The organism is Kitasatospora sp. NPDC057965 (assembly GCF_042887135.1).
In the GTDB taxonomy this organism is placed as follows: Bacteria; Actinomycetota; Actinomycetes; order Streptomycetales; family Streptomycetaceae; genus Kitasatospora.
The window spans coordinates 92,127-118,059 of sequence record NZ_JBHVPZ010000002.1 but is presented as its reverse complement, the minus strand read 5'-3'; the positions used below and the strand labels follow the sequence as shown (position 1 = coordinate 118,059).

Sequence of the window (25,933 nt, the reverse complement as noted above, 5' to 3'; positions counted from 1 at the left end):
CCGCTTCCGAGGGGGCGCCGCCGTCGTCGTTCCCGGCCGTGGTCAGGCCGTCGCCGCCCGGGCTGTCTCGGCGCGGATGAAGTCCGCCAGCCGGGCGACGCCGGCCGCCACCCGGCCGGGTGTCAGCGAGCTGATCGAGAGCCGGAGCCGGTGCTCCCCGCCGCCGGCCGGGTAGAACGGCGTCATCGGCGTCCAGAGCACGCCGAACTCGCGCGCGCAGCGCTCCATCGCCGCGTCGTCGGCCGCGAAGGCCACCGTGAGCACCGCGAAGAAGCCGCCCTCCGGCACGTTCCAGGACAGCCCCAGGCGCTCCCGCTCGGCGGCCGGGAAGTACCGGTCCAGCTCGGCCAACAGGACGTCCATGACGGCCGCGTAGTGGGCGGTGGCGGGCGCGTTGGCGGCCCGCAGCCGGCAGTCGTGGGTGAGCAGCATGCCGCCGATCACGGCCTGGCTGAGCGCCGGCGTGTTGACCGTCGTCATGCTCTTCAGCCGGGCCAGCTCGTCGGCCAGCAGGGTGCGCCGCCCGCCGGGGCCGATCACCTCCTGGTCGGCGACGACGTAGCCGAGCCGGGCGCCGGGGAAGCAGGTCTTGGCGAAGGAGCCCAGGTAGACGACCCGGCGGTGGCGGTCCAGCGCCTTGAGGGTGGGCCGCTCGCCGGGCCGCTCCCCCGCATCGCGGGCGAAGAAGCCGTACGGGTTGTCCTCGATGACCAGCAGGTCCTCCTCGGCTGCCGCCGCCAGCAGCCGGGCGCGGGCCGGGACGGGCATCGAGGTGCCGGAGGGGTTGGCGAAGTCCGGCACCACGTACAGGGCGCGCGGGCGCCGGCCGGCGGCGCGGACCTCCCGCGCGGCGGCGCGCACGGCCGCCGGGTCCGGACCGCCGTCCGGCCCCTCCGGGACCGGCACGGTGGTCAGGTCGAGCAGCCGGGCAGCGCCGGTGACGCCGACGTAGCAGGGCGAGCTGACCAGCAGGACGTCCTGCGGGCCGGCGCAGAGCGCGCGCAGCGCCAGCAGCATGCCCTCCTGGGCGCCGACGGTCAGCACCAGCGCCTCGGGGGCCACGGTGAGGTCCTCGTCGTGGGCGAGGGTGCGGGCGACCAGGTCGCTGATGATGCCCTTGGTCGGCCCGTACTGGAACAGGGTGGTGCGGATCGCGTCGCGGTCCAGGCCGGTCGCGGCCAGGTGGTCGAGGTAGGCGTCCAGGTAGACGGGGACGTCCTCCGGCTCGAAGAAGCCCTCGTAGGGGCGGCCGGGGGCGAAGGAGACCGCCTGCGGGTAACGGGTGGTGACCTCGTTGAGGAAGGTCATCGCGTCCAGCAGCGGGTCCGCGAGGGAGCCGTGCAGCTCGCCGAGCGGGAGCGTGACGGCCTCGGCGGGCCGGTCCTCCCCGGGTGCGGCCGGGGCGGCGGAGGCGGCGGACGCCGCGGGGGAACTCACGCGAGGGCCTCGCGCAGCCGCGCGGCCGCGTACGCCTGGGCCTCGGCGGCGCCGTCCAGGGTGCCGGTCATGGCGAAGAACCCGTGCGGCATGCCCGCCCAGCGCCGTAGCTCCACCGGTACGCCCGCCGCGCGCAGCGCCTCGGCGTACTGCTCGCCCTCGTCGCGCAGCGGGTCGTACTCGGCGGTGATGACGGTGGCGGGCGGCAGGCCGGCCAGGCTCGCGGCGCGCAGCGGCGAGGCGTGCGGGTGGGCGCCGTCCGCCGGGTCGGCCAGGTAGTGGCCCCAGTACCAGGCGACCGAGCGGCGGTTGAACAGCGCCGGGTCGTCGTGCTCGCGCAGCGAGGGGGTGTCGGCGCGGGCGTCGGTATTGGGGTAGACGAGCAGCTGGTGGCGCAGGGCCGGGCCGCCCTCGTCGCGGGTGATCAGGGCGAGCACGGCGGCGAGGTTGCCGCCCGCGCTGTCACCGGCGACGGCGAGGCGCCCGGCGTCCAGGCCGAGCCCCTCCGCGTGCGCGGCGAGCCAGCGTGCGGCGGCGGCGCAGTCCCGGACGGCGGCGGGGAACGGGTGCTCGGGGGCGAGGCGGTAGCCGACGGAGGCGGTGGCGCAGCCGACGGCGTTGGTCAGCGCGCGGCAGATCGCGTCGCTGGTGTCGGGCGAGCCGAGGGTCCAGCCGCCGCCGAACAGGTAGAGCAGCACCGGCGACGGGCGGCCGTCGGCGGGCGGTTCGGGCCGGTAGAGGCGCAGCGCGAGTTCGCCGCCGGGGCCGGGGAGGCGGTGCTCCTCGACGGCGGCGACCGGCTCGGGGGTGCCGGCGGCGGCGCGGATGTCGGCGAGGTCGGCGGCGCGGGCCTCGGCGACGGTGAGGCTGTAGAGGGGGGCCGTGCGGGCGCTCGCGCGGCGGTCGCGCAGCGCCTGGGCCTGGGGGTGCAGGGGCATCGGGGTTTCCTCGGGACGGGGCCGGGTCAGCGGTCGGCCTCGACGTAGATGGTCTCGTCGGTGCGGAAGGGGGTGTCCAGGTCGGCGACGTCGGCGCGGGCCCCCTCGCGGTAGGCGCAGTGCCGGATCCGCCCGGGCTCGAAGCCGGCCAGGGTGAGGACGTGCCGAAGCTCGTCGAGGTCGTAGATCCACTGGTGACCGTAGTAGCGGAAGATCTGGTTGACCAGGAAGGCGGGGCGCTGCGGCATCGGCGGGCCGAAGCCCATGGTGGTCAGCCGCCGGCGGTGCTTGCCGAGGAAGCCGTCCCCGGTGGCGTAGCCGACCAGGTAGCGGGCCAGGTCGGGGGTGGTGATCCGCAGCACGCCGCCGGGCCGCAGCACCCGGCGCGCCTCGCGCAGCCAGCCGACCGCGACGGGCATGGTGACGTGCTCGATGAGGTGCTCGGCGTAGACCCAGTCGACGCTCCCGTCGGCGAAGGGCAGCGGCTCGGCGATGTCGAGCTGGGTGAACCAGCGGTCGCCGTCGACCCGGTAGAGGGTGCCGGGCTCGGTGGTCGTGTCGGGGCCGCGCAGGGCGGTGAGGTCGGTGCCGAGACCGGCCGGGTGGGCGGTGCGGAAGGCGGCGAACTCCAGGCCGGTGACGCCGAGGTCGGTGAAGTCCGCGTGGTCGTACGGGAGTCCGCCGGCGGCGGCTTCCAGCTTCCGGCAGGTGGCGACGTCGGCGCTGAAGCGGTCGAGCTGCTCGGCGAGGCCGTCGGGGTCGTCCCAGTCCCAGCCGGGGAAGGCGTCCTGTCTGCTCATGGTGTCGGTGTTCCGATCGTAACGTCGGGGTGCGTGGGCGGGAGGGTCAGCGCGGCCAGGGCGCGAGGGCGGTGCGGTCCAGGTCGGCGAGGGCGGGGCGGCCCAACAGGGCCATGGTGTGCTCCAGTTCGTCGCGCAGCAGGTCGAGGACGCGGGTCAGGCCGGCCTCGCCGCCGGTGGCCAGGCCCCAGAACGCCGGGCGGCCGACCAGGACGGCGCGGGCGCCGAGGGCGAGGGCGACGGCGATGTCCGCGCCGCCGCGCACCCCGCCGTCGAGCAGCGCCGGGAGGTGCGGCGGCAGGGCGTCGACGACCTCGGGGAGGGCGGCCAGGGCGGGCAGGGCGCCGTCGAGCTGGCGGCCGCCGTGGTTGGAGACGACGACCGCGTCGACGCCGTGCTCGGCCGCGAGCCGCGCGTCCTCGGCGGTCAGCACGCCCTTGAGGACCAGCGGCAGCCGGGTGCGTTCGCGCAGCCAGGCGAGGTCGGACCAGGTCAGGCTGGGGTCGAACTGCTCGCGGGCGTGCTCGGCGATTCCCGAACTGCCCTGGCCTGCGCGGTGGCTGGCGGCCATCAGGGCGGGGTCGAGATTGACCGCGCGAATCTCCGGCGGGACGGCGAAGCCGTTGCGCAGGTCACGCAGCCGGCGGCCGATCCGGGGGGCGTCGACGGTGAGCAGCAGGGCGGCGAAGCCGGCCGCCTCGGCGCGTTCCACCAGCGCGGCGAGGGCGTCGCGGCGGCGCAGCCAGTAGAGCTGGAGCCAGAGCGGGCCGGTCGCGGCGGCGGCGATCTCCTCCAGGGTGCGGCTGGCGAAGATTCCGGCGACCAGGAGGGCGCCGGCCTTTCCGGCTGCCCGGGCGGTCGCCGTTTCGCCGTCCGGATGGACCAGTCGGTGGTAGGCCATCGGGGCAATTCCGACCGGGAGTTGCAGGGTGCTGCCGAGCAACTCGACGGCCGGCGCGCAGATGGAGACGTCGACCAGCGCGCGGGGGCGGAACGCATAGCGTCCGAACATTTCCCGGTTGGCCGCCATGGTGCGTTCCGAACCGCTGCCACCTTCGACGAAGTCCCAGATTTCTGGGGGCAGTTGATCACGCGCAGCGCGTTCGATCCCGGCCAGTGTGAGTGGTGCCACGGGCATCCTCGTTCCCGGACCGGCCGCGTTCGGACCGGTCCACGGATCGGCAGCGTAGGAGGTCTGCACCACATTGGTATAGACCTTGATTTGACCAATCGTCTGTGCAATGGTCTGGCAACGGAATTGGACGTATTGCTTCTGATGGCATGTGAACATCGTCCGGTGTCCATGACAAATCTCCTCACTGTGTGGAGTGGCGTTGACCGGCTTTTCCCCTTCTTCACCGCCGCCCTCCTCACCCCCGCACGCCGATGCTCCCGCCGACTGGGTCGACCGGGTGCTGCTGGCCGGTCCCGGGGGTGAGGAGTGCCTCCGTTTCAGCACACCCGTCGACCGCGACGCCCTGCGCGCGCTGGTCGCCGAGCAGACCGAACGGCTGGCCGCGGCCGGCCTCGGCCCGGGCGGCACCGTCGCCCTGCGGCTGCCGCCCTCCCTGGGCTTCGTCGCCGTGCTCCTGGCGGGCTGGCGACTACGGGCCCAGGTCGCTCTCCTGGACCACCGGCTGACCGACCACGAGGTCGAGCTGGCGGTGGGCCGACTGGCCCCGCAGGTGCTGGTCGGCTCGGCCTCGCGGCCCGCGGCCGCGGCGCTGCGCGGCTACTCGACGGTCGACCCGGTCGCCGTCCGGCTGCCCGCCGGGCGGCCCGCCGGGACCGGCCACGCGCTGGTCCAGCTGAGCTCCGGCTCGACCGGCCCGGCCAAGGTGATCGCCCGTACCGCGAGCGATCTGATCCGTGAACTCGACTGCTACCGACGGCTGTCGGCGTTCCCCGGCGAGGGCGAGCGGGTGGTCCTGCTGTCCTCGGTGGTGCACGTTCTCGGCCTGGTCGGCGGGCTGCTCAACAGCCTGTCCGCGCGCGCCCCGCTCACCGTCCCGGACCGGATGACGGCCGCGGGCATCCTCGCCGCGGTCGCCGCCGACGGCCGCCCGACCACCGTGATCGGCGTGCCGTTCCACGCGGAACTGCTCGCCGGTGCGGCCGATCCGCCCGAACTGCCGCAGCTGCGGCGGATGGTGGTGGCCGGCGAACTCGTCCGCCCGGGCCTGCCGGCGGCGTTCACCGCGCGCTACGGCGTCCCGCTCGGCACCATGTACGGGATGACCGAGACCGGGGTGATCGCCACCGACCTGGACGGCACCCTGCACCCGGCCAAGCAGCCCGTGCACGGCATGGAGCTGCGGCTGGTGGGCGGCGAGCTCCAACTCGGCACCCCCGCCACGCCCTACCCCGGGCTCGACGACCCGACCCGCTGGGCGGACGGCTGGCTGCACACCCGCGACGCCGCCGTCCTCGACCCGGACACCGGCCGGGTCACCGTCCTCGGCCGTCGGGACTCGCAGGTCTCGATCGGCGGCCTCAAGGTCGACCTCACCGAGGTCGAGCAGACCCTCGCCGCACTGCCGCAGGTCAGGGAGGCCGTGGTGGTCTTCGACGACGGCGCCATCGAGGCCTACCTCTCGGCCGAGGACGGTGCCGACCGGGCACTCGTCCAGGACGGCCTCGCCCGGCAGCTCGCCGCCTACAAGCGGCCGCGCCGGCTGGCCTTCCTGCCGCAGCTGCCCCGCACCGCCACCGGGAAGCTGCTGCGCGACCCGGTGGCCCTGCGCGCCGCCGCCGGCTGAGCCACCGGCACCGGCACCGGTGCCGTTCGCGACCCGCCGCGCCGCGATCCGGCGCGCCCGGGCGCGCCCGTGACGGGCCCGGACGGCACCCCGACGGGCGGCATCCGCCTGCCCGTCGGGGCCACCGCCGACGACCCGAAGGACCACCTACCCTTCCCCGACGACCCCGAGCGCCGCGCGCGCCCGGGCACAAGGAGCCCACCATGCAGGACCGCATCCGCGCGTTCGTCCTCGCCGCACTGACCGAGATGCAGTACGACGTCTCCGAGGTCACCGGCGACACCGACCTCGGCCCGGCCGGCCTGGACCTGGAGTCGCTCGCCCTCGCCGACCTCTCGGTCCAGGTCGAGGACGAGTACGGGGTCAAGTTCGACCTCGACGAGATGGAGAGCACCGCCCTGATGACGCTCGACGAGTTCACCGCCGACGTCGCCGCGCGGATCGCCGCCTCCACCGCCACCGCCGCCTCGGGCAGCCCGGCGTGACCGACCTCGCCCGCCCCGACCGGGCCGAGGTCCTCGCCATGCTCGCGGCCTTCGGGCAGCGCTCCGCCGAGGACGTCCCCGAGGAGCTCGGCTCGCTCGAACTCACCTGGCTGATCGCCGAGTTCGAGCAGCGCTACGGCATCGAGCCGGACCTCGACGACGACGCCTTCGAGGCTGTCCGGACGGTCGACGACGCCGTGGCGGTGTTCCGCGCCGCCGTGGACGCCGCCGTGAACGCCGCGGGCTCCCCCGTGGACAGCACCGCGGGGGCCGCGCGGCCATGAACCGCCACGCCCCGCCCGCCGTCCGGCCCGTGGTGACCGGTGTCGGCGTGCTCAGCGCGGCCGGCGACGGACCGGCCGCGCTCACCGAGGCCGTCGTCCACGGCAAGGCCGCGTTCGGCACGGTCACCCGGTTCGACGTCTCGGCACGCCGCACCGTGCGCGCCGCGCTGCTGCCCGAGCCGCGCCCGCTCGCGGACGCCGTGCTCGCCGCCGTCGGCCAGGCCTGCCGCCGCGCCGGCCTGGACCCGGCCGCGCCCGAGGGCGGTCCGCCCGTGCTGTTCGCCCTGCACAGCGACCTGCACACCCGGGCCGCCGTCGCCGCGGTCGCGGCCGGAACCACCGCCGCCTGGGGCTCCCCCGGGGTCACCCGCGCCTACACCGGCGCCTGCGTGGCGGCCGCGACCGCCGTCGCCGACGCCGCCGCGCTGGTCGCCACCGGCCGCCACCCCCGGGTCCTGGTCGCCGCCGGACACCTGGTGGAGCCGGGCGTCTTCGCCGCCTTCGACGCCGGCCGGGCGCTGGCCCGCGACGGCGAGCTGCGCCCGTTCAGCGCCGGCCGCAGCGGCACCCTGCTCGGCGACGCGGCCGCCGCCGTACTGGTGGAGGCCGAACCGGAGGCCGAGCGACGCGGGGCGCCCGTGCTGGCGCGGCTGGCCGGCTGGGGCCGGGCCGGCGACGCCCACCACGTCTGCCGCCCCGAACCCGAGGGCGACGGCGTGGCACGGGCGGTCGAGGCCGCGCTGGGCCGGGCCGGGATCGCGCCGGCCGAGGTCGGCTACGTCAACGCCAACGGCACCGGCTCCCCGCTGTCCGACCTCGCGGAGGCCAAGGCCCTGCACCGGGTCTTCGGCGCGCACACCGCGCGGCTGCCCGTCAGCTCCAGCAAGGCCGTCCACGGCCACGCCCTCGAAGCCTCGGCACTGCTCGAACTCGTCGTCACCATCGGCGCGCTGACCGACGGCGCGCTGCCGGTCAACGCCGGCTGGCTGGGCCCGGACCCGGACATCGGTCTCGACCTCGTGCTGGACGGCCCGCGCGCCGCCCGGCCGCGCTACGCGCTCACCCTCAACTCCGCCTTCGGCGGCGCCAACACCGCACTCCTGGTGGCCGCCCGATGACCACGCTGCGCATCCTCGCCGAGGCCGCCTGGCCCGACCCCGACGCCCGCGAGCCCGAGCCGCTCCCTCCGCTGCCCGGCTTCGCCGCCTCCTCCTTCAACCCCCTGGTGGCCGAGACCGCCGAACGCTGCCTGCGCGCCCGTCACGGCGCGGCCCCGGCCCCCGGCCGCACCGCGCTGCTGCTGGCGAGCGCGGGCGGCGACCGGGCCACCGCCCGCGCCATCGACGAGGCCGCCGCCGACACCGGCCGGCGAATGCCCCCGCTGCTGTTCTTCCAGTCCAACCCGAACGCCGTGCTCGGCCACATCGCCGCCCGCTGGGGCCTGACCGGCCCGGTGGTGGCGATCAGTCCGGTGCAGGCCCCGCCACCCGGACGGGTCCCGCAGGACGCGCTCGACCTGGCGGAGCTGCTGCTCGCCGACGGCGACGCCGAGCAGGTCCTCGTCATCGCCGCCGAGCAGGCCGACCCCGCCGCCTCCGCCGACTCCACCGACTCCACCGGCGACGGCACCGACCGGGCGGTGGCCCTGCTGGTGACCGCCGTCTGACCCCCGTTCCGAGACCGACCCGAACCGCCGCAGCCCACCCCCGCGCACCACCGGCGCGAGCGGTCCCCCACCCGCCGCGTCCCGCCGCAGCACGCCCCGCACGCCCGCACCCCGGGAGGGATCCACCCCGTGAGCATCCGCAGTATCCGCACCCTGCTGGCGGACGACCCGGCCGTCGGCGCCGGAAACGTCCTCACCAGCCGCCTCGCGCTCGGCCTCGGTCTCGACGAGCCGCTGCTGACCTTCGACACCCCGGTGGACGACCACGCCGCCTGGCAGCCCTTCACCCTCACCGAGCTGGACCGCGCCGTCCGGGCCCGGGCCGCCGCCCTGCACGCCCTCGGCATCGGCCGGCGCGACCCGGTGGTGGTGTACGCGAGCGACGCCGCCGACCACGTGCTCGCCTTCCTCGCGCTGGCCCGGCTCGGCGCCGTCCCCGCTCTGCTCAACCCGCACCTGGACGGCGAGCGGGCGGCCCGCTACATCGCCAAGCTCGGCCCGGTCGGCATCCTCGCCGACGCCCCGCACCTGGCCGCGCTGGCCGGCCACGAGCCCGGCGCCCCCGCGCTGCCCGAGATCGCCACCCTCGGCTCCGGCGACCCCGAGGCCGCCCCCGAGCCCTACCGGCACTGGGCCGGCGACCCGGTCGCGATCACCCATTCCTCCGGCACCACCGGCATGCCCAAGGCCGTGGTGCACTCGCACGCGAGCCTGTACGCGGCGATCCGCCACCGCGCCCGGCTGCCCCGCCCGCAGGGCCAGGAGCGGATGCTCAGCGCGCTGCCCGCCCCGCACGCCGCCACCCTGATCGCGGTCAACCTCGCCCTCGCCTCGCACACCCGACTCGCCGTGCTGTCCAGCCAGTCCGGCGCCGGCGTGCTGGACGCGATCGAGCGGTGGCGCCCCAGCGGAGTGGTCGGCTTCGCCGCCACCTGGGCCGACCTCGCCCACCACGACCTGGCCGCGCGGGACCTGGACTCCGTCGCGCTCTGGTGGAACACCGGCGACTGCGCCCACGAGGTGCACATCCGCCGCCTGGTCGCCGCCGGCAGCCGTGAGTCGGTGACCCGCGAGGGCCGGGTCCGGGTTCCCGGCTCGCTGTTCGTCGACGGCCTCGGCTCCACCGAGATGGGCCACTCGCACTTCTTCATCACCCACGGCCCGGGCACCGAGCGCTACGGCCGCTGCGTCGGGCGCCCGCACGCCTTCGTCGACTGCGAGCTGGTCGGCCCGGACGGCGAACCGCTCGGCCCCGGCGAGGTCGGCGAACTCGCGACCACCTCACCGACCTTGGCGCTCGGCTACTGGAACGACTCGGCCACCACCTACCGCACCAGGCTGCGCGGGCGCTTCCTCACCGGCGACCTGATGTACCGGGACGAGGAGGGCTACTACTACCACGTCGACCGGGCCGTGGACTCGGTCGAACTCGGCGACGGCAAGCGGCTGTTCACCGCGATGTCGGAGGAGCGGGTGCTCGCCGCCTGCCCCGAGGTGCTGGACTGCACGGTGGTCGCGGTGCGCGACGGCGAACGGGTGGTCACCGATGTGCTGCTGGTCCTGGCCGCCGGGGCCGACCCGGCCGCCGACCGGACCAAGGCCGTCACCGCCGCGCTGGACGAGGCCGCCGCGGCCACCGTCCGCCAGGTCGTCGTGGTGGCCGGGGAGGACATCCCGCTCGGCCCGACCGGCAAGGTGCGCAAGGTGCTGCTGCGCCAGCGCTACCTGGACGCGGTCGCCGCCGGGGTGAGCGCATGAGCGCCGCCCGCCGCCCGGGCGCCGTGGTCACCGGCATCGGCCTGGTCACCCCGCTCGGCCGCAAGCCCGCCGAGGTCTTCGACGCGCTCACCGCCGGCCGCACCGGCATCCGCTCCCTGCCCGAGGGCCACGCCGCCCACGGCTGGCTGACCGCGGCCGGCCTCGCCCCGGCGGTGGACGGCCGCGAGGTGCTGCCGCCCACCGAGACCCGCTGCGTGGACCGCTTCGTCCTGCTCGCCCTGGCCGCCGCCGACGACGCGCTCGCCGACGCCGCCCTGGTGGTCGGCGAGGACGCCGACCCGCACCGCACCGCCGTGGTGCTGGCCACCGGCGGCGGCGGTCTGGAGACCTTCGAGCAGCAGTCCCACCGCCGCCTGGAACGCGGTCGCCCCGGCGTCAGCCCGTACCTGCTGCCCGGCATGCTCTCCAACATGGCCACCGCCCGGATCGCCATCAAGCACGGGATCCGCGGCTTCAGCACGGCCATCGTGACGGCCTGCGCGGCCGGCGCCCAGGCCGTCGCCGAGGGGCTGCGGCTGATCCGCTCCGGCGACGCGGACGTGGTGGTGTGCGGCGGCACCGAGTCCTCGCTGCACCCGACGATCGCCGCCGCGTTCACCAACGCCCGTGCGCTGTCCTCCGGTTGGGAGGACCCGACGCAGGCCAGCCGGCCCTTCGACCGGCGCCGCAACGGCTTCGTGCTGGGCGAGGGCAGCGCCGTCCTGGTGCTGGAGAGCGCCGAGCACGCTGCCGCCCGCGGCGCCGCCGGCTACGCCGAGCTCACCGGCTGGGGCGCTTCCACCGACGCCCACCACCCGACCATGCCGCGTCCCGACGGCGCGGGCGCCGCCGACGCGATGCGCACCGCGATCGCCAACGCCGGTCTCGCGCCCGCCGACATCGGCTACGTCAACGCCCACGGCACCGGCACCAAGCTCGGCGACGTCGCCGAGAGCGCCGCGCTGAACGCCGTCTTCGGCCCGCACCGCCCCGCGGTCAGCTCCACCAAGGGCGCCACCGGCCATCTACTGGGCGCCGCGGGCGCGTTGGAGGCCGCGGTCACCGCGCTCGCGGTGGCCCGGGGGACCCTGCCGCCGACCGTCAACCTGGACGAGCCGGACCCGGCCTGCGACCTGGACCACGTCCGGGGCGCGGCCCGCGCCGTCCCGCTCACCGCCGCCCTGAGCAACGCCTTCGCCTTCGGCGGGCACAACCTCAGCCTGGTCTTCGAGCCCGCCTCCACCCCGTCCCTCCGCTGACGCCGCCCGGCGACGCGGCGCGGACACCCGTGCCAGGCCCCTCGTCAACTCGCGATCCCCCGGGGAGATCCCGTTGTCCATCCAGTCCATCGCCCACGTCGAGTACCACTGCGCCGACGCCGACGCCACCGCCGCGGAACTCTGCGCCGACTACGGCTTCGCCGCCGCGACACCCGATCCGGACCAACTCGCCGCGGCCGAGTCCGCGCACGCCCGCACCCTGCTGGTGCAGCAGGGCACCATCCGCTTCCTGGTGCGCTCCGCCACCGACCCGGCGCACCCGGTGGCCCGCTACGCCGCCCGGCACGGCGAGGGCGTCGCGGTCCTCGCGCTCTCCTGCCCCGACCCGCAGGCCGCCCTGGACCGCGCCGAGCGGCACGGCGCCCGAGTGCTGGACCGGGCCGGCGGGCTGGTGGCCGGCTTCGGCGACACCGCCCTGCGGTTCGTCCCGGAGGCGCCGGCCGCCCCCGAGCCCGCCGACGGCTCACCGCGCCTGCTGGACGCCCTCGACCACGCCGCGATCTGCCTGCCGGCCGGCGAGCTGGCGGACGCCGTGAAGTTCTGCGAGGCCGCGCTCGGCATGCACCGCATCTTCGGCGAGTACATCGAGGTCGGCGAGCAGGCGATGGACTCCAGCGTGGTGCAGAGCGCCTCCGGCGAGGTCACCTTCACCCTCATCGAGCCCGACACCACCCGCCGCCCCGGGCAGATCGACACCTTCCTCGCCGACCACGAGGGCGCCGGCGTCCAGCACCTGGCGTTCCGCACCGGCGACATCGCCACCGCCGTGCGCACCATCCGCGAGCGCGGCGTGGCGTTCCTGACCACCCCCGGCACCTACTACGACGCGCTCGCCGAGCGGCTCGGCGGCACCGCGATCCCGGTCGGGACGCTGCGCGAGCTGGACGTGCTGGTCGACCAGGACCACGGCGGTCAGCTGTTCCAGATCTTCGCCCGCTCGACACACCCCCGGCGGACGTACTTCGTGGAGCTGATCGAGCGCCAGGGCGCCGGTACCTTCGGCACCGCCAACATCAAGGCCCTCTACGAGGCCGTCGAGCGGCAGCGCGCCGCCGCCGCCGTCTGAGCCGCCGCCCGGCCGCACCACGGCCGGCGTCCACCCGAGCCCTCACCACCACAGGAGGCCCGTCCCCCATGACCACCGCGCCCGCCGCACCCGAGTTCCACCTCACCGAGGCCGAACGCGCCCTGCTGCCCACCCCCGAGGAGGTGGCCGGCTACCTGGAGCACGGCTGGTACCTGTCCCGCAAGCTGTTCAGCGACGAGGAGCTGGACACCCTGCAGGCCGCCACCGAGCGCTACTACGAGGGCCACCGCGACCGCGCCCTGCCGGTCCGCCCGCCCCGGCTGGCCTCCTGGGAGCCGGCGCACGGCCCGGTCCAGCGCCACAACGACTACGTGCACTACGAGAGCGACGCGATCGGCGCGATCCTGCGCAAGCCGCTGCTGGGCGCCGTCGCCGCGCTGCTCGCCGAGGCCGAGGAAGTGCGGATCTTCCAGGCCACCCTCATCTACAAGCCCCCGGTGCCGGGCGAGCCCAGCAACCAGGTGCCGTGGCACTTCGACAAGCACTACTGGCAGACGTCGAGCTCGGACCGGATGCTCACCGCGTTCCTGCCGTTCCACGACTGCGCCGAGGAGAACGGCACCATCACCATGGTGGACGGCAGTCACCGCTGGAAGGAGCTGCCCTCCGAGGAGGACTCCACCCGCCACTTCGCCGACCGCGACAACTCCGAGCTGGACGCGATCCTGGACGCCAACGCGGCGTACAACGGGACCGAGGTCCGCAAGGTCCCGATGACCATCCCTCGCGGCCACGTCAGCTTCCACCACTGCCGCACGTACCACGGCAGCGGACCCAACCTGGCCGCCTACCCGCGCCGCGCCGTCTCGCTGCACCTCCAGGACGGCGCCAACGCCTACCGGCGCGCCACCCGCCCGGACGGCGGGACGGTCGTCTACAACCACGACGTCCTGGTGCGCAGCACCGCCGACGGTCACCCCGACTACGCCGACCCGGAGTTCTGCCCGACAGTGTGGCGGGGCGCCCGGTGACGACCACGGCACCCGCCGTCGCCGCACTCGACACGCCCGAGCGGCGGTACCGGATGCTGCGGCTGATCCGGTCCTTCGAGGAACGGGCGCTCGACCTGGTGAGGTCCGGGGTGATCACCGGCGGCATCCACCCGTACATCGGGCAGGAGGCCGTCGCGGTCGGCGTCTGCGCCGCGCTCCGGGCCGGCGACCGGCTCGCCTCCACCCACCGCGGGCACGGCCACGTGCTGGCCCGCGGTCTCGACCCGGCCCGGCTGCTGGCCGAACTGGCCGGGCGCACCGGCGGCTCCAACCGAGGCCGGGGCGGCTCGATGCACGCCGCCGACCTGCGGCTAGGCATCCTCGGCGCCAACGGCATCGTCGGCGCCGGCGCGCCGATCGCGGTCGGCGCCGCCTGGGCCGACCGGCAGGCGGGCTCGGACGCGGTGGCGGTCGCGTTCTTCGGCGACGGCGCGCTCAACCAGGGTGTGCTGCTGGAGTCGCTCAACCTGGCCGCGATGTGGCGGCTGCCGGTGCTCTTCGTCTGCGAGAACAACGGTTACGCCACCACCCTGCCCGCCGGTACCGCGGTGGCGGGCAGCGCGACCGGGCGGGCCACAGCCTTCGGCATCCCCGCCGCCGAGGTCGACGGCATGGACACCGAGGCGGTCCGGGCCGCCGCCGAGCAGGCCGTCGCCCGGGCGAGGGCCGGCGGCGGTCCCGGCTTCCTGGAGTGCCGCACCTACCGCTTCGAGGGCCACCACACCATGGAACGGCGGATGAAACTGCACTACCGCACGCCCGAGGAGGTGGCCGCCTGGCGCGAGCGCGACCCGCTCCCCCGGGCCGCCGCCGCGATCGGCGCCGACCGCGCCGCCGCCCTGGACGCCGAGGTGGCCGCCGCGATCGTGGCCGCCGAGGAGTTCGCGCTCGCCTCGCCGCACCCGGACCCGGCCGGCGCCACCGACCACCTGTACGCCTCCGGGCTGCGGCCCCGGGCGGGGGCGGTGACATGAGCGGGCGAAGCAGGCGAATCATCAGAAGGTGCGGATGGGCGCATGCCCCTGCCGGGCGAAGCGGGGCGGCGGCATGAGACTCTCGTACACCAAGGCGCTCAACCGGGCGCTGGCCGACGAGCTGGCCGACGATCCGGCGGTCTGCGTGTTCGGCGAGGACATCGGTGCCGGGATGGCCGGGCCCACGCTCGGTCTGCTGGACCGGTTCGGGCCGGAGCGGATCGTCGACACCCCGCTCTCCGAGCAGGCGTTCACCGCGATGGCGCTCGGCGCGGCACTGGCCGGGCGGCGGCCGGTGCTGGAGTTCCAGATCCCCTCGCTGCTGTTCCTGGTCTTCGAGCAACTCGTCAACCAGGCGCACAAGTTCTCGCTGATGACCGGCGGCCAGGCGGGCGTCCCGCTCACCTGTCTGGTACCCGGCTCGGGCTCCCGGGACGGCTGGGCGGGCCAGCACTCCGACCACCCGTACAGCCTCTTCGCGCACGCCGGGATGAAGACCGTCGTCCCGGCCACGCCGACCGACGCCTACGGGCTGCTCCGCTCGGCGATCCGGGACCCGGACCCGGTGGTGGTCTTCGCCCCGGCCGCCGCGCTGCCGGTCCGCGAGACCGTCACCTGGGAGCTGGCGCCGATCCCGCTCGGCACCGCCCGGGTGCACCGCAGCGGCACGGACGTCACCCTGGTCGCCGTCGGGCACCTGGTGCACGACGCGCTGGCGGTGGCCGAGGAACTCGCCGGGGAGATCTCGGTCGAGGTGCTCGATCCGCGCACGCTGTACCCGTTCGACTGGGCCGCGCTGGGCGCCTCGCTGGAGCGCACCGGGCGGCTGGTGGTGATCGACGACTCCAACCGCAGCTGCGGGATCGGCGCCGAGGTGCTGGCCACCGCCGCCGAGGAGTTCCGGCTCACCGCCCCGCCGCGCCGGGTCACCCGGCCGGACGGCGCGGTGCTGCCGTTCGCCCCCGTGCTCGACCGGGCGCTGCAGCCGGACCGGGAGCAGCTGCGACACGCACTGCGCGCCATCATGAAATGACGTTTCATCAATCGTGTTCCAGGGGGGCGGTCCTTGTGGCCGCCCCCCTGTCGTCCGGTCCGGGACTCAGAGCACCTTGGGCACGTCCGCCAGCAGGGCCGGCAGCTCGTCGGACGGGTCGCGGTAGCGGTGCAGCAGCGCCCGTCCCTCCGTCCCGCGCAGCCGCGCGGCCAGCCGGGCCGGGAGCACCGCCGTGGTCAGCAGTCCGGTGCCGCCGAAGCCCTCGACGGCCCAGCAGACCCACGGCAGCGGGTAGTTGGCGGCGGGGCTAAAGAAGACCGGTCGCTGGCCCTGGAAGGTCGCGTCATAGAGGCCGAAGCGGCTCCAGTTGGAGAAGCTGATCCGGCGCCGCGCCGGGTCGAAGCCGATCGGCACGCAGGAGCCCAGTCCGGGGCGGCCCAGCTCGGCCAGGAAGCGCAGATTGGCACGCAGGTTGAGGTGGCCATCGGCGTACCCCAGGACGGCGGTGCGCAGCGCCCCGGCGAGGGCCGCCGGGCCCTCTTCGGGGGTGTACGGCAGGTGGATGTCGCCGAGCAGGTTGCCGACCAGGGCGTCCGACAGGCCGAGCGGGCGCCGGGCGTTGACCGGGACGGTGAGCCAGCGGGTCTCCCGGTCGCCGTCCAACTCCCGCAGAGTGTGCACGACATGGGCGCAGACCGCGTCGCCGGAGGAGACCCAGCGGCCGGCCGCGGCGCCGAACTCCTCGCGCATCCGGGCTGTCTCGGCATCACCGAAGTACATCTGGACGGTCCGGTTGGCGCGCGGACCGGCCGCCACCTCGCGGTCCAGCACGGCGCGCTCGGCCGGTCCGGGGACCCGGAATCCGGGCCGGCCGCAGTCCTCGGCGGGCAGCACCTGGTCGAGCAAGGCGTCCTGGTCCTCGACGAGTTCGGCCGCCGGGAGCTCCTCGCCCTCGACCGCCGCCGACCAGGCGCGCAGCAGCAGCGCGAAGCTGTGCAGGTCGCCGACGGCGTGGTGCCAGGAGCAGCCGAGCACGGTGCCGCCGTCACCGGTGCGGGTCACCCGGACGGCGAGCAGCGGTCCGCCGCCGGTGCGGGCGGCCCGGGCGTCCAGCGGGTCGACGTGCAGCGCGCCGGGCGCGGTGACCCGCCCCATGGACTCGGCGAGCGTGCCGTCGACGCGGTAACTCACCATCGGGACACCGGAGTCGTCGCAGACCGCCTCCAACACCCCGTCGACGGTGCGCAGTCGGCCGGCGAAGACCGGGACGCGCTCCAGCGCCCGGGCCAGGCCGGCGGCGAGGCGGTCCTCGTCCAGCGCGCGCTCGAAGAAGAGGACGACCGAGACGGCGAGGTCGGCGAGCATGGTGTCGGCCAGACCGCAGCGGACCACCGTTCCCGGGGCGGTGCCCGCTCTGACCGTACGGGTGTCGCGCAACTTCGGCCAGACGCTCATCGATTCATCCCGGGGCGGTCGAGTGAGTCGTGCGGAATGCCCCGGACGACCGTGCAGATCTCTCCGAACGATAGGGCAGGCTCCCGGCAGTGATCCAGTGGTCCAGTCCAATTCCGTGGTATCGGACCGGACGGACGGTACGGAACTCCGGGCGGACGGCATGAGGACGGCGGCCGGACCGGGTGCGGACTAGAATGATCCGCAGCCGATCGACCCGCGCGCAGGAGTTCCGGATGAACGCCGTCAGCCAGGTGTTCGCGCTGATCGCCGCCGCCGTCCACCTCGTGGTGTGGCCGCTGGAGAGCTTCCTCTACGGCCACCCGAGGGTCCGTCGGCTGCTCACCGCCTCCACCTCCGACGCCCCCCAGGTCCGTCTCTGGCGGGTCAACGTCGGCTTCTACAACCTCTTCCTCGCCCTCGGCCTGGTCGCCGGACTGGTCGCACTGCACCGCGGCGAGCCCGTGGTCGGCCGCACCCTGATCACCTACCTCAGCGCCTTCATGATCGCGGCCGGCACCACCCTCGTCGTCTCCGAGCCCCGGCTCTGGCCGGGTGCCCTCGGTCAGGCGCTCCCCCCGGCCGTCGTCCTGCTGGCCGAGGCCGCGAGCTGACGGCCGCCCAGCCGGCCGCCCGGCCGCACGCCCGCCCCGGGCTACCCGGTCTCGCCGCGACGGGGGAGGCGGGTGGCGGCGAGCGCGCCGAGGGCACCGGCCAGCAGGCCCCAGCCGGCGGCCAGCGGGACCAGCGTCCACAGCTGGGGGTCGAGGGTGAGGGTGCCCCCGGCAAGGGCGGCGGCGGGCCCGGCCGGGCCGGCGGCCGGGCCGAGGACGGAGCTCAGCAGGTTCCCCAGGCCGCCCTCGCCGAGCCCGACGCCGAGCACCGAGAGGCCGTAGTCGGCGGAGACCCTGGTCCAGACGCCGACCAGCAGCACGGTGACGGCGGCGGCCACCGCCAGCCGCACGGCGTGCTGCCAGAGGCGGACCCCGCGCGGTGAGCGGTGGGCGGCCAGCACCCCGGCCGCGAGCATCAGGACGGCGGCCAGCGGGAGCAGCCACCAGGCCCGGCCGTCCTGCTCGGCGAGCGTGCCGAGGCTCACCGTGCCGCCCCCGCCCCCGCCGGTGCGCAGCACGGCGGCCAGCGGTTTGGGCACCGGCAGCCCGACCGCCCCGACCAGGTGGCCGTGCCACTCTCCGCCGAGGCCGACGCCGAAGGCCATCCAGACCAGGTTGGGCAGGGCGAGCAGCGCGACGGCGGCGACCTGCCGGGCGTCACCGTGCACGACCGCCGTGCCGATCGCGGCCGCCACCCCGAGCAGCACATAGCCGAGCAGCACCAGCAGCATCGCGAACGCGGCCGGGCGGACGGCCTGCTGGAAGGGCAGCAGGGAGCGCGGCAGCGGCGCCCGGCGGGAGACGGCGAAGGTCGCGGCGAGCACGACGAGCAGCCAGAGCAGCCCGAGCCCGAGGGTGCCGGCGGGCTCCGCGTAGAAGCCCACCTCGGGGTGGAGGCCGAGGGCGCCGCCGAGCTGTTCGGCCAGGCCGTCGCCGAGCGTCACCGTGAAGGTGTGCCGGGCGACGGCGCAGAGCAGCGCCAGCGCGACCAGCCAGACCACCGCCGTCCGGGCGACGCGGCCGAGCAGTTCACGGCCGCCGGCCACCGCGCGGTAGCGCAGTTGGCTCAGGAACACCTCGGCCACGGCGAGCGCGCCGGCCAGGCCGACGGAGAGCGGCATCGCGGTGATCCCGGCGTCGACCGAGGCGAAGAAGCCGGCGCCGCCGTCGAGCTCGACCGATCCGCCGACGGCGAGCGCGAGCGTGGCGGCGAGCACGAACGGGAAGGCCCCGCCGGGCAGCGCGTCGGCGCCGGCCGCCCAGAGGCCGAGTGCGGCCACCACCAGCATCGCGGCGAGGCCGGCCACGACGACGGCCACCGCGTCCAGCCAGTCGTGCAGGGCGCCGGGCGGTCCGGCCGCCGCCGCGCCGGGCGGCGGGCTCGAACGGGCCTGCTGCTGCATGCGGGCCTCCCTGTCGGGGTCGGTTTCCCCCACGCGTCCGTTCCCGGCCCCGCCCCCTCGCCTGGCACCAGGGTGGCCCACGCCGCGCCGCCCCGCCCGGGCAGCGCGGCGCGCGCACGGCCGGGCGGACGACGCAACGCCCCGGGTGGCGCACCGGTCGCCGGGCGGGTGCCGGGCGGGCTGCTGTTGCGACCGGCGGGGAGCGGGGGGAGAAATGGATGCGAGTGGCAGGAACCCGCTGCGCCGGCCGGACGGACCGGTCGTCCGTCCGCGGGACCCGGGCCCGGCGCCGTTCACCCCATCGGGCGAATGCCGGCCGTGCCACCCGTGCCACCCCTGCCACCGCGCCGAAGACCTCCGCCGAAGAGCCCGCGGCAGCCGCCGGACCCACCGGCCGAGCCGATCCGAACAGTGGGAGGACCCATGCTCCGCTCTCGCCCCAAGCGCTCGGCCCTCGGCGCCGCCGGCGCTCTCACCGCCCTGCTGACGGCCTTCGCCGGCACCGCCCCGGCCCAGGCCGCGCCCGCCGCCGTCTCGCCGACCGTCTCACCGGCGGCCCCCTCCGGGCACGTCCCGGCCAACAGCGACTACCAGTGCGCCCCGGGCAACCTCTGCACCCTGGTCTGGGACCCCACGACCGGCGACTACAAGATCTTCTACCTCTACACCTGCGCCCGGTACAGCCTCAGCGGCTGGAGCGGCCACGGGTTCTACGCCGACAACCAGACCAGCGGCACGAGGTCCTCCTTCTACGACGCGAACGGCCGCGTCCTGAAGTCCTTCACCGCCGACGGGGGCGCCAACCACACCCAGGACTGGACGCCCGTGCGGTCGATCCGGAACTGCTGACACCCCCCGGCCACCAGCGCCCCGCCCACGACTCCGGTGGGCGGGGCGCTGCGCGCGGTCAGGGCAGCAGCACCTCGGCGTCGTCCGGCCCGAGCACCCGGCCGTCGGCCGCCCGGACCTCCACCCGGGCGACCGGCGCACCGGCGGCCCGGTCGACCAGGCGGGCGCGCGGCTCGTCGTCGGTGAAGAAGTACTGCTCGCCCCACTGGCGCAGCGCGGTGACGACGGGAAAGAGCGCCCGCCCCTTCTCGGTGAGCACGTACTCCTGGTACGGGCTGCCGTCGGCGGCCGGGGCGAGTGCGAAGACGCCGTTGGCGACCAGGGTGGCGAGGCGGGCGGAGAGGATGTTCTTCGCCAGGCCGAGGTTCTTCTGGAACTGCCCGAAGCGGCGCAGCCCGTCGAAGGCGTCACGGACGATCAGCAGCGTCCAGCCGTCGCCGAGGACGTCCAGCGGCCGGGCGACCGGGCAGGCCGAGTCCTCGTGCGAGGTGCGTTTCGGCACGCGCCCCCTCCTCTCACCTGCGGTCCCGCGCTCCGGCGGGGCCGGTTTCACCGTGCAACCCTACCGTGCCGCTTCCCGACGAGGCTGGTGGTTGCTTAAAGAAACCTCCCCGTGCGAGGGTGGCGCGGTAGCACTTTGAAACCACTTTGCCGTGCGAAGGAGCCCTCGCCCGTGCCTGTCCCCGTGGCCCCGTCCGCCAGTACCACCCACACCCCCGCCACCACCGCCCATCGGCTCTCCCCTGCCGTCGCCTGGCTGTTCTCCGTGGCGAGCGGCCTGGCCGTCGCCAACGTCTACTACTCCCAGCCGCTGCTCGACCTCATCGGCGACGACCTCGGCATCGGCCGCGCCACCGTCGGCCTGGTCGGCACCCTCACCCAGATCGGGTACGCCGTCGGCCTGGTGCTCCTCGTCCCGCTCGGCGACCACCTCGACCGCCGACTGCTGACCACCGCCCAGCTCGGCCTCTCCGTGGTGGCGCTCGGCGCCGTGGCCGTCGCCCCCTCGGCCCCGCTGATGCTGCTCGCCACGGCGGCGGTCGGGGTGCTCGCCGTGGTGGCGCAGGTGATGGTCGCCCACGCGGCCTCGCTCGCCGACCCCGCCGACCGGGGCCGGGTGGTCGGCACCGTCACCAGCGGCATCGTGGTCGGCATCCTGCTCGCCCGGACCGTCGCCGGAACCATCGGCGACCTCGCCGGCTGGCGCGCCGTCTACGTCGTCTCCGCCGCCGCGACGGCCGCCATGGCCGTCCTCCTCGCCACCGTCGTCCCGGCCGAGGCGCGCCGCCGGCCGGAGCGGATCCGCTACCCGCGGCTGGTCGGCTCGGTGTTCACGCTGTTCGCCCGGGAGCCCGTGCTCCGGATCCGGGCCGGGCTCGCGCTGCTGATCTTCACCGCCGTCACCGTGCTGCTCACCCCGATGGTGCTGGCGCTGGCCGCCCCGCCGTTCGGGCTCAGCCACACCGTGATCGGGCTCTTCGGCCTGGCCGGCGCCGCGGGCGCGCTCGGCGCCGGGCGCGCCGGACGCCAGGCCGACCGGGGGCGGGCGCGGCACACCCTGGTGATCGGGCTCATCGCGATGCTCGCCGGCTGGCCGATCGCCGCGCTGCTGCCGCACTCGGTGTGGTGGCTGGTGCTCGCCACGGTGGTGATCGACTACGGCCTGCAGTCGGTGCACGTGGTCAACCAGCACCTGCTCTACCAGGTCCGCCCCGAGGCGCAGAGCCGGATGACCGCCGGCTACATGCTGCTCTACTCCGCCGGCAGCGCCCTCGGCGCGATCCTCTCCACCGTGGCCTACGAGCGGGGCGGCTGGACGGCGGTCTGCCTGCTGGGCGCCGGCGTCAGCCTGCTCGCGCTCGCCTTCTGGTGGGTCACCGACCGCAGTGCCTACGCGCACGGCGCCGACGACCGGGACGCGGCCGGGAGCGCCGTCAGTCCGTGACCGCCAGCTCGGCGACCACCGCGCGGTGGTCGGTGCCGCGCACCGTGTGCTCGGCCACCGACACCGCGCGCAGCGCCTCCCCGTGCAGCACGTGGTCGATCTGGATCAGCGGCCGGAGACCGGAGAAGTAGGTGTTGGACTCCGGCCAGGTCGGCGCGACGCCATGCCCGAGCTCGGCGTGGCTGTCCGTGAGGCCGGTGTCGAGCAGGTCCCGCATCGGCGTGTGGTCGAGCGTCGCGTTGAAGTCCCCCAGCAGGACGGCGTTGCGGGTGGCTCCGCTCACCGCCGCCCGCAGCCCGTCGAAGTCCTCCGCCCAGCGCCGGGCGTCGCCCATCGGGTAGTAGGTGTGCACGGCCGTCAGCCGCACGGTGCGCCCGCCGACCGCCACCTCGGCCGCGATCTGGTCCCGGGCCGCCTCCGGGGCCGAGCCGTCCAGCGGGGTCAGCGGCAGCCGGGAGTAGATCGCGGTGTCCCGGCCCGGCCGCGCCTCCCGGTACGGCAGCACCTCGGCGATCCCCGCCCGGTCCAGCCGGTCGGCGGCCCCGGGGCCGAACTCCTCCACCGCGAGCACGTCGACCCGCTGCTCGCGCACCAGCCGGACCAGTGCGTCCGCGTCGGCCCGGCTCAGGTAGGCGTTGCTGGTCGCGACCCGCAGCCGCGGTGCGTCGGCCGCCGGGGCGCCGCCGCCGTCCGGGACCAACCTCGGTACCAGCCAGACGAGTTGCACCGCCACCAGGACTCCGGCCACCGCGGCCGGCCACCACGACCGCAGGGCCAGCAGCACACCGAGCGCGACCAGACCGGCGAGCGCCGCGTACGGCAGCCCGACCACGGCCATCGCGAGCCACGTCCCGTCGTCCCACCCGCCGAGGCGGACCGCCGTCAGCGCGGCCTCCACGGCCGCCACGACCCCGCAGGCCCCCACCAACACCCGTCGCAGCCACAGCCGCCAACCCGCCCGCGCCACCCGGTCTCCCCCGTCCGCCACTCCGGCCCCAAGCCCGCCCTCCGGTCCCAGGACGCCCCGACCCGCGTCCCGGTTCCCGCCGTACGGACGAGAGCGCCGCGCCCGGGGCGGCTTCCGACGGTCCCGGGCACGGCGGGGTGCATCAGGCGAGGGCCAGGCTGATCTGGTCGTTGAAGACCACCCAGTGCTGGCCGGGGTCCGTGGTGTCGCACGGCTTCGTCGAGATCTTCGGGGTGCCCCAGCTGTTGGCGAGGCAGTAGGCCGGGGCGAAGGTGAGCGAGATCTGCTGGCCCGAGACGGTCCAGTACTGCCCCTGGTCACCGGGGTTGCACGGCTTGGTCGAGACGTCGGGGGCGTTCCAGGTGTTGGCGAGACAGTAGGCCCGCGCGTTGGTGAGCGAGATCTGCTCGCCCGAGACGGTCCAGTGCTGGCCCTGGTCACCGGAGTTGCACGGCTTGACGGAGGTGGTCGGGGTGTTCCAGGTGTTGGCGAGGCAGTAGACGCCCGGGGTGCGCTGGGCCGCCTGGGCGGTTCCGGCGACCCCGACCTCCGCGGCGGGCAGGAAGGCGGCCGTCAGGGCCAGCGTGGTAACGGCGAGCGTCTTGCGGATGGCGATGGCCATGAAGTGGATTCCGTTCTCGCGGTGACCGGCCGTGCGGTGCGGTGCGCGCACGGCCATGAGTTACTGTCTCCGCCCGGGCCCGAGCGCATGGACATTGGTAGCACCGATCACCGCTCAACTGCTGCAGCTGGGCTGAGCGTTCATCCGAACGGGCCGTACCGGCCGGCCGTCGCGCCTCAGTCCACGCAGGGGATGCCGCCCGCCTTGACCGCCGGGCCCTGCATGGGCGGCTCGGGGGTCGGGTCGTCGGTCGGCGCGGCCGTACCGGCGGAGGTGGACGGCGCGGGCGTACGGGCGGCGGCGAGGGTGACGACGACGTGGCCGGACGGGACCGCGGAGGAGGCGGTGGCGGTGGTGCCGTAGCGGGCCGCGACCTGCTCGGCGTCGGCCTTGGCCCCCGTGCCGTAGGAGACCGTCGTCGCCTTCGCCCGCCCGGCGGCGGCCGTCTCGGTCGCCTTGCCCGCCGGGTAGCCGAGTTCGGCCAGCGCCTTGGACTCCGCGGCGGCCGCCTCCGCGCTCGCGCCGCGGACGTCCACGACGGCCCGCGCCTTGCCCGGTGCGGCGGACGGCGCGGTGGCGGACGGCGCGGTGGCGGCAGGCGCTGCGGCGGACGGTTCGGCCGGCGCGGTGGACGCCGCCGCCGGCGCGGCCGCGTCGGGCGCGGCCGGCGGCGGCTCGTGCCCGAACACCTGCTTCACGATGCGCTTGATCTGGTCCGGGTCGACCGTGTTGACCTCCTGGCCGCCGATCGTCTTGAACCCGGTGATCGGCAGCGTGTTGAACTCGACGTTGCCGCCGGTCAGGTTGGGCGCCTGCTGGGCGAAGTCGAGCACGTTCCACTGGTCGTCGATCACCACGTCCTTCTTCACCACGTCGAACAGCCGCTGGAGCTGGCCGAAGTCGCTGACCACGCCCTGCTGCTTGAGCTTGTACACGACCGAGGAGATGAAGGCCTGCTGGCGGTGGGTCCGGTCCAGGTCGCCGTTCTTCAGGTGGTGTCGCTGGCGGACGAAGGACAGCGCCTGCCGGGCGTCGAGCGAGCTGACGCCCGCCGGGAGCTTGAGCCCGGTGCCGCCGCCCTCGTGGGTCGCCGTCCGGGCCACGATCGGGTCGTCGACCGGATTGTTGAGGCAGACCTGGATCGGCTCGACGGCCTTGGCGATGTCGTAGAAGCCGATCAGGTTCACCTCCGCGAAGTGGTCGATCGGGATGTCCAGGAAGGCCTGCACGGTCTGCAGGGTCGCGGCCCGGCCGGCCTCGCGGCTCTGCCGCTCCAGCTCGGACTTGGACAGCCCCTTGCCGCCCAGCTTCTGCTCGGCGGCCTCCTTGGCGATCCCGTAGGCCTCCTTGATCTTGTGCATCTTCCCGTCCGCGCCGACGGTCTGCACGTAGTCGTCGCGCGGGACGGACAGCGCCGTCACCTTGCCGCCGTTGGCCGGTATGTGCAGGACGATCAGCGCATTGGTGTTGTAACCGCCGATCTCGCTGGAGCCGGCGTGCAGCTCGTCCTCGACGAACTCCTTGGGGAGGTCGTTGCCGTCCATGTCCTTGCGGCTGTCGAGGCCGATCAGCAGCAGGTTGACGGACTTGTCGAGGTGCGCCGGCGCGTTCTTCCTCGCCTCGGTGAGCGCCGCCGACTTGACCATGCCGCCGTCCAGTTGGCGGTACTCGTACCAGGTGAAGCCGCTGGCGCCGAGGACGGCCACCGAGACGGTGCCGGCGAGGACGGCCACCGAGACGGTGCCGGCGAGGACGCGGCCGGCGACGGTGAGCGGCCTGGTGCGGGACTCAGCCACGGTGGCTCCTCCGGGTGGGGGTCGGGGTCCGGACGGTCCGGGGCCCGCCGGTCGCGGTGTCGGGCGTCGCGGAGTCGTTCTCCGCGGCACCCTCCTTCGTGGCGCCGTCCTTCGCCGTGCCGTCCTTCGCGGTGCCGTCCGTCGCGGTGCCGTCCGTCGCGGAGTCGGACGTCGCCGGTGCGCGGGTTCCGGCGGCCCGGCGACGGTCGGCGGACCGCCGGCCCCGGCGGGTGCGCCGGTCGAGGACCGCCCGCACCGCGACGACCAGCAACGCGACCGCCACCGCCCACGCCATCACCGGGAAGGCGCCGACCACCCAGCGCACCGCCGCCGAGGCGAGCGCCTTGCCCTGGAGGCCGTCGCGGTCGGCGAGGTAGGCGGTGCCGGCCCGGGCGGCCAGGACCACGGGCGGCGCGGCCATGACGACCCACCAGCGCCCGGCCCGGCCGCAGAGCGCCGCCGCGACGCCGAAACCGAGCACGGCGCCGGCCGCGAACAGCGCGCCGCCGCCCGACCCGGTCAGTTCACCGGCCACCGCGCCGGCCGCCGGCAGCCCGAGCGCGGCGAGCAGCACCGGCAGCGCGCCGCCGGACCGCCGGGCCCCGGCACGGCGGTCGGCCGTACGGCGGTCGCCCGTGCCCCGGTCGCCCGCCCTTCGACCACCCGTGCTCCGGTCGCCCGCCCGGCGATCGCGGCCGGCCGCCCGGCGCGGGGTCGCCCGGCGCTCGGCGGCACGGCGCGGGGCCGGCACGGGGGCCGCGCCGGAACGCGGTCCGGCCTCCCGCTCCGAGGTTCTCGCTCGTTGCCCTGCCATGCCCCACACCCCTTCCG

25 protein-coding genes are annotated in these 25,933 nt (G+C 75.6%); 14 read left to right on the top strand and 11 right to left on the bottom strand.

Going from position 1 to position 25,933, the window contains the following annotated elements:
* Positions 1 to 42: 42 nt before the first annotated feature.
* The 4 genes from ACFVVU_RS02440 to ACFVVU_RS02425 are packed head-to-tail and all read right to left on the bottom strand — an operon-like array spanning position 43 to position 4,313.
* Positions 43 to 1,437, bottom strand: coding sequence for a PLP-dependent aminotransferase family protein (locus ACFVVU_RS02440; RefSeq protein WP_387787955.1), 1,395 nt, complete (start codon positions 1,435 to 1,437; stop codon positions 43 to 45).
* Positions 1,434 to 2,375, bottom strand: coding sequence for an alpha/beta hydrolase (locus ACFVVU_RS02435; protein WP_387787953.1), 942 nt, complete (start codon positions 2,373 to 2,375; stop codon positions 1,434 to 1,436). Before ACFVVU_RS02435 ends, ACFVVU_RS02440 begins: the two co-directional genes overlap by 4 nt.
* 26 nt (positions 2,376 to 2,401) lie before the next feature.
* On the bottom strand, positions 2,402 to 3,175 hold the full coding sequence (locus ACFVVU_RS02430) for a class I SAM-dependent methyltransferase (RefSeq protein WP_387787951.1): 774 nt from the start codon (positions 3,173 to 3,175) through the stop codon (positions 2,402 to 2,404).
* A 46-nt stretch (positions 3,176 to 3,221) separates the two neighbouring features.
* Positions 3,222 to 4,313 (bottom strand): alpha-hydroxy acid oxidase, encoded by a 1,092-nt coding sequence (locus ACFVVU_RS02425; RefSeq protein ID WP_387787948.1) that lies wholly within the window; start codon positions 4,311 to 4,313, stop codon positions 3,222 to 3,224.
* Positions 4,314 to 4,503: 190 nt separating this feature from the next.
* On the opposite strand from ACFVVU_RS02425, the gene ACFVVU_RS02420 reads away from it, so the two are divergent.
* The 11 genes from ACFVVU_RS02420 to ACFVVU_RS02370 all read left to right on the top strand — a co-directional run bounded on the left by ACFVVU_RS02420 (position 4,504) and on the right by ACFVVU_RS02370 (position 15,493).
* Positions 4,504 to 5,934, top strand: a complete 1,431-nt coding sequence (locus ACFVVU_RS02420; protein WP_387787946.1) for a class I adenylate-forming enzyme family protein — start codon at positions 4,504 to 4,506, stop codon at positions 5,932 to 5,934.
* Positions 5,935 to 6,137: 203 nt separating this feature from the next.
* Complete coding sequence (locus ACFVVU_RS02415; protein ID WP_380686704.1) at positions 6,138 to 6,419, top strand: phosphopantetheine-binding protein; 282 nt, start codon at positions 6,138 to 6,140, stop codon at positions 6,417 to 6,419.
* Positions 6,416 to 6,703, top strand: a complete 288-nt coding sequence (locus ACFVVU_RS02410; RefSeq protein ID WP_380686706.1) for an acyl carrier protein — start codon at positions 6,416 to 6,418, stop codon at positions 6,701 to 6,703. Before ACFVVU_RS02415 ends, ACFVVU_RS02410 begins: the two co-directional genes overlap by 4 nt.
* Positions 6,700 to 7,821, top strand: a complete 1,122-nt coding sequence (locus ACFVVU_RS02405) for a beta-ketoacyl synthase N-terminal-like domain-containing protein (RefSeq protein WP_380686708.1) — start codon at positions 6,700 to 6,702, stop codon at positions 7,819 to 7,821. Before ACFVVU_RS02410 ends, ACFVVU_RS02405 begins: the two co-directional genes overlap by 4 nt.
* Positions 7,818 to 8,369 (top strand): hypothetical protein, encoded by a 552-nt coding sequence (locus tag ACFVVU_RS02400; protein WP_387787943.1) that lies wholly within the window; start codon positions 7,818 to 7,820, stop codon positions 8,367 to 8,369. Before ACFVVU_RS02405 ends, ACFVVU_RS02400 begins: the two co-directional genes overlap by 4 nt.
* Before the next feature lie 129 nt (positions 8,370 to 8,498).
* Complete coding sequence (locus tag ACFVVU_RS02395; RefSeq protein WP_380686712.1) at positions 8,499 to 10,127, top strand: class I adenylate-forming enzyme family protein; 1,629 nt, start codon at positions 8,499 to 8,501, stop codon at positions 10,125 to 10,127.
* The gene (locus ACFVVU_RS02390) at positions 10,124 to 11,386 is read left to right on the top strand and encodes a beta-ketoacyl-[acyl-carrier-protein] synthase family protein (RefSeq protein WP_387787939.1); all 1,263 of its coding nucleotides are present in this window, start codon (positions 10,124 to 10,126) and stop codon (positions 11,384 to 11,386) included. Before ACFVVU_RS02395 ends, ACFVVU_RS02390 begins: the two co-directional genes overlap by 4 nt.
* A 73-nt stretch (positions 11,387 to 11,459) precedes the next feature.
* Positions 11,460 to 12,473 (top strand): 4-hydroxyphenylpyruvate dioxygenase, encoded by a 1,014-nt coding sequence (gene hppD / locus ACFVVU_RS02385; protein ID WP_380686716.1) that lies wholly within the window; start codon positions 11,460 to 11,462, stop codon positions 12,471 to 12,473.
* A 68-nt stretch (positions 12,474 to 12,541) separates the two neighbouring features.
* Complete coding sequence (locus tag ACFVVU_RS02380; protein WP_387787935.1) at positions 12,542 to 13,465, top strand: phytanoyl-CoA dioxygenase family protein; 924 nt, start codon at positions 12,542 to 12,544, stop codon at positions 13,463 to 13,465.
* A complete protein-coding gene (locus tag ACFVVU_RS02375) occupies positions 13,462 to 14,460 on the top strand; it encodes a thiamine pyrophosphate-dependent dehydrogenase E1 component subunit alpha (RefSeq protein WP_387787932.1) in 999 nt (332 codons plus the stop codon). The genes ACFVVU_RS02380 and ACFVVU_RS02375 overlap by 4 nt, the downstream gene beginning before the upstream one ends.
* A gap of 73 nt (positions 14,461 to 14,533) precedes the next feature.
* On the top strand, positions 14,534 to 15,493 hold the full coding sequence (locus tag ACFVVU_RS02370; protein WP_387787929.1) for an alpha-ketoacid dehydrogenase subunit beta: 960 nt from the start codon (positions 14,534 to 14,536) through the stop codon (positions 15,491 to 15,493).
* Positions 15,494 to 15,559: 66 nt separating this feature from the next.
* On the opposite strand, the gene ACFVVU_RS02365 is transcribed toward ACFVVU_RS02370, so the two are convergent.
* Positions 15,560 to 16,909 (bottom strand): acyltransferase, encoded by a 1,350-nt coding sequence (locus ACFVVU_RS02365; RefSeq protein WP_387787926.1) that lies wholly within the window; start codon positions 16,907 to 16,909, stop codon positions 15,560 to 15,562.
* 233 nt (positions 16,910 to 17,142) lie between these two features.
* On the opposite strand from ACFVVU_RS02365, the gene ACFVVU_RS02360 reads away from it, so the two are divergent.
* Complete coding sequence (locus tag ACFVVU_RS02360; RefSeq protein ID WP_355367494.1) at positions 17,143 to 17,520, top strand: DUF1304 domain-containing protein; 378 nt, start codon at positions 17,143 to 17,145, stop codon at positions 17,518 to 17,520.
* A 41-nt stretch (positions 17,521 to 17,561) separates the two neighbouring features.
* On the opposite strand, the gene ACFVVU_RS02355 is transcribed toward ACFVVU_RS02360, so the two are convergent.
* On the bottom strand, positions 17,562 to 18,923 hold the full coding sequence (locus ACFVVU_RS02355; protein WP_387787922.1) for a streptophobe family protein: 1,362 nt from the start codon (positions 18,921 to 18,923) through the stop codon (positions 17,562 to 17,564).
* A 423-nt stretch (positions 18,924 to 19,346) separates the two neighbouring features.
* On the opposite strand from ACFVVU_RS02355, the gene ACFVVU_RS02350 reads away from it, so the two are divergent.
* On the top strand, positions 19,347 to 19,772 hold the full coding sequence (locus ACFVVU_RS02350; protein ID WP_380685432.1) for a hypothetical protein: 426 nt from the start codon (positions 19,347 to 19,349) through the stop codon (positions 19,770 to 19,772).
* A gap of 58 nt (positions 19,773 to 19,830) precedes the next feature.
* Here the strand turns inward: ACFVVU_RS02350 and ACFVVU_RS02345 are convergent, their stop codons facing one another.
* Complete coding sequence (locus tag ACFVVU_RS02345; RefSeq protein ID WP_380685434.1) at positions 19,831 to 20,274, bottom strand: winged helix-turn-helix transcriptional regulator; 444 nt, start codon at positions 20,272 to 20,274, stop codon at positions 19,831 to 19,833.
* 171 nt (positions 20,275 to 20,445) lie between these two features.
* On the opposite strand from ACFVVU_RS02345, the gene ACFVVU_RS02340 reads away from it, so the two are divergent.
* Positions 20,446 to 21,717 carry an MFS transporter gene (locus ACFVVU_RS02340; protein ID WP_387787917.1) on the top strand — a complete coding sequence of 424 codons (1,272 nt, stop codon included), beginning with the start codon at positions 20,446 to 20,448 and terminating at the stop codon, positions 21,715 to 21,717.
* Here the strand turns inward: ACFVVU_RS02340 and ACFVVU_RS02335 are convergent.
* The 4 genes from ACFVVU_RS02335 to ACFVVU_RS02320 all read right to left on the bottom strand — a co-directional run bounded on the left by ACFVVU_RS02335 (position 21,707) and on the right by ACFVVU_RS02320 (position 25,916).
* Positions 21,707 to 22,684: an endonuclease/exonuclease/phosphatase family protein gene (locus ACFVVU_RS02335; RefSeq protein ID WP_387787914.1), complete on the bottom strand. Its 978-nt coding sequence runs from the start codon at positions 22,682 to 22,684 to the stop codon at positions 21,707 to 21,709. The two genes, ACFVVU_RS02340 and ACFVVU_RS02335, sit on opposite strands and share 11 nt — an antisense overlap.
* Positions 22,685 to 22,826: 142 nt before the next feature.
* Positions 22,827 to 23,306, bottom strand: a complete 480-nt coding sequence (locus ACFVVU_RS02330) for a ricin-type beta-trefoil lectin domain protein (protein WP_387787911.1) — start codon at positions 23,304 to 23,306, stop codon at positions 22,827 to 22,829.
* A gap of 176 nt (positions 23,307 to 23,482) precedes the next feature.
* A complete protein-coding gene (locus ACFVVU_RS02325) occupies positions 23,483 to 25,102 on the bottom strand; it encodes an LCP family protein (RefSeq protein ID WP_387787908.1) in 1,620 nt (539 codons plus the stop codon).
* Positions 25,095 to 25,916, bottom strand: a complete 822-nt coding sequence (locus ACFVVU_RS02320) for a DUF6542 domain-containing protein (protein WP_387787906.1) — start codon at positions 25,914 to 25,916, stop codon at positions 25,095 to 25,097. Before ACFVVU_RS02320 ends, ACFVVU_RS02325 begins: the two co-directional genes overlap by 8 nt.
* Positions 25,917 to 25,933 lie beyond the last annotated feature (17 nt).

Coding starts and splice junctions, on each gene's coding strand:
- ACFVVU_RS02435 (WP_387787953.1), bottom strand. CDS start 2,375: ATGCCCCTGCACCCCCAGGCCCAGGCGCTGCGCGACCGCCGCGCGAGC.
- ACFVVU_RS02430 (WP_387787951.1), bottom strand. CDS start 3,175: ATGAGCAGACAGGACGCCTTCCCCGGCTGGGACTGGGACGACCCCGAC.
- ACFVVU_RS02425 (WP_387787948.1), bottom strand. CDS start 4,313: ATGCCCGTGGCACCACTCACACTGGCCGGGATCGAACGCGCTGCGCGT.
- ACFVVU_RS02415 (WP_380686704.1), top strand. CDS start 6,138: ATGCAGGACCGCATCCGCGCGTTCGTCCTCGCCGCACTGACCGAGATG.
- ACFVVU_RS02405 (WP_380686708.1), top strand. CDS start 6,700: ATGAACCGCCACGCCCCGCCCGCCGTCCGGCCCGTGGTGACCGGTGTC.
- ACFVVU_RS02400 (WP_387787943.1), top strand. CDS start 7,818: ATGACCACGCTGCGCATCCTCGCCGAGGCCGCCTGGCCCGACCCCGAC.
- ACFVVU_RS02390 (WP_387787939.1), top strand. CDS start 10,124: ATGAGCGCCGCCCGCCGCCCGGGCGCCGTGGTCACCGGCATCGGCCTG.
- ACFVVU_RS02380 (WP_387787935.1), top strand. CDS start 12,542: ATGACCACCGCGCCCGCCGCACCCGAGTTCCACCTCACCGAGGCCGAA.
- ACFVVU_RS02370 (WP_387787929.1), top strand. CDS start 14,534: ATGAGACTCTCGTACACCAAGGCGCTCAACCGGGCGCTGGCCGACGAG.
- ACFVVU_RS02365 (WP_387787926.1), bottom strand. CDS start 16,909: ATGAGCGTCTGGCCGAAGTTGCGCGACACCCGTACGGTCAGAGCGGGC.
- ACFVVU_RS02360 (WP_355367494.1), top strand. CDS start 17,143: ATGAACGCCGTCAGCCAGGTGTTCGCGCTGATCGCCGCCGCCGTCCAC.
- ACFVVU_RS02355 (WP_387787922.1), bottom strand. CDS start 18,923: ATGCAGCAGCAGGCCCGTTCGAGCCCGCCGCCCGGCGCGGCGGCGGCC.
- ACFVVU_RS02350 (WP_380685432.1), top strand. CDS start 19,347: ATGCTCCGCTCTCGCCCCAAGCGCTCGGCCCTCGGCGCCGCCGGCGCT.
- ACFVVU_RS02330 (WP_387787911.1), bottom strand. CDS start 23,306: ATGGCCATCGCCATCCGCAAGACGCTCGCCGTTACCACGCTGGCCCTG.
- ACFVVU_RS02320 (WP_387787906.1), bottom strand. CDS start 25,916: ATGGCAGGGCAACGAGCGAGAACCTCGGAGCGGGAGGCCGGACCGCGT.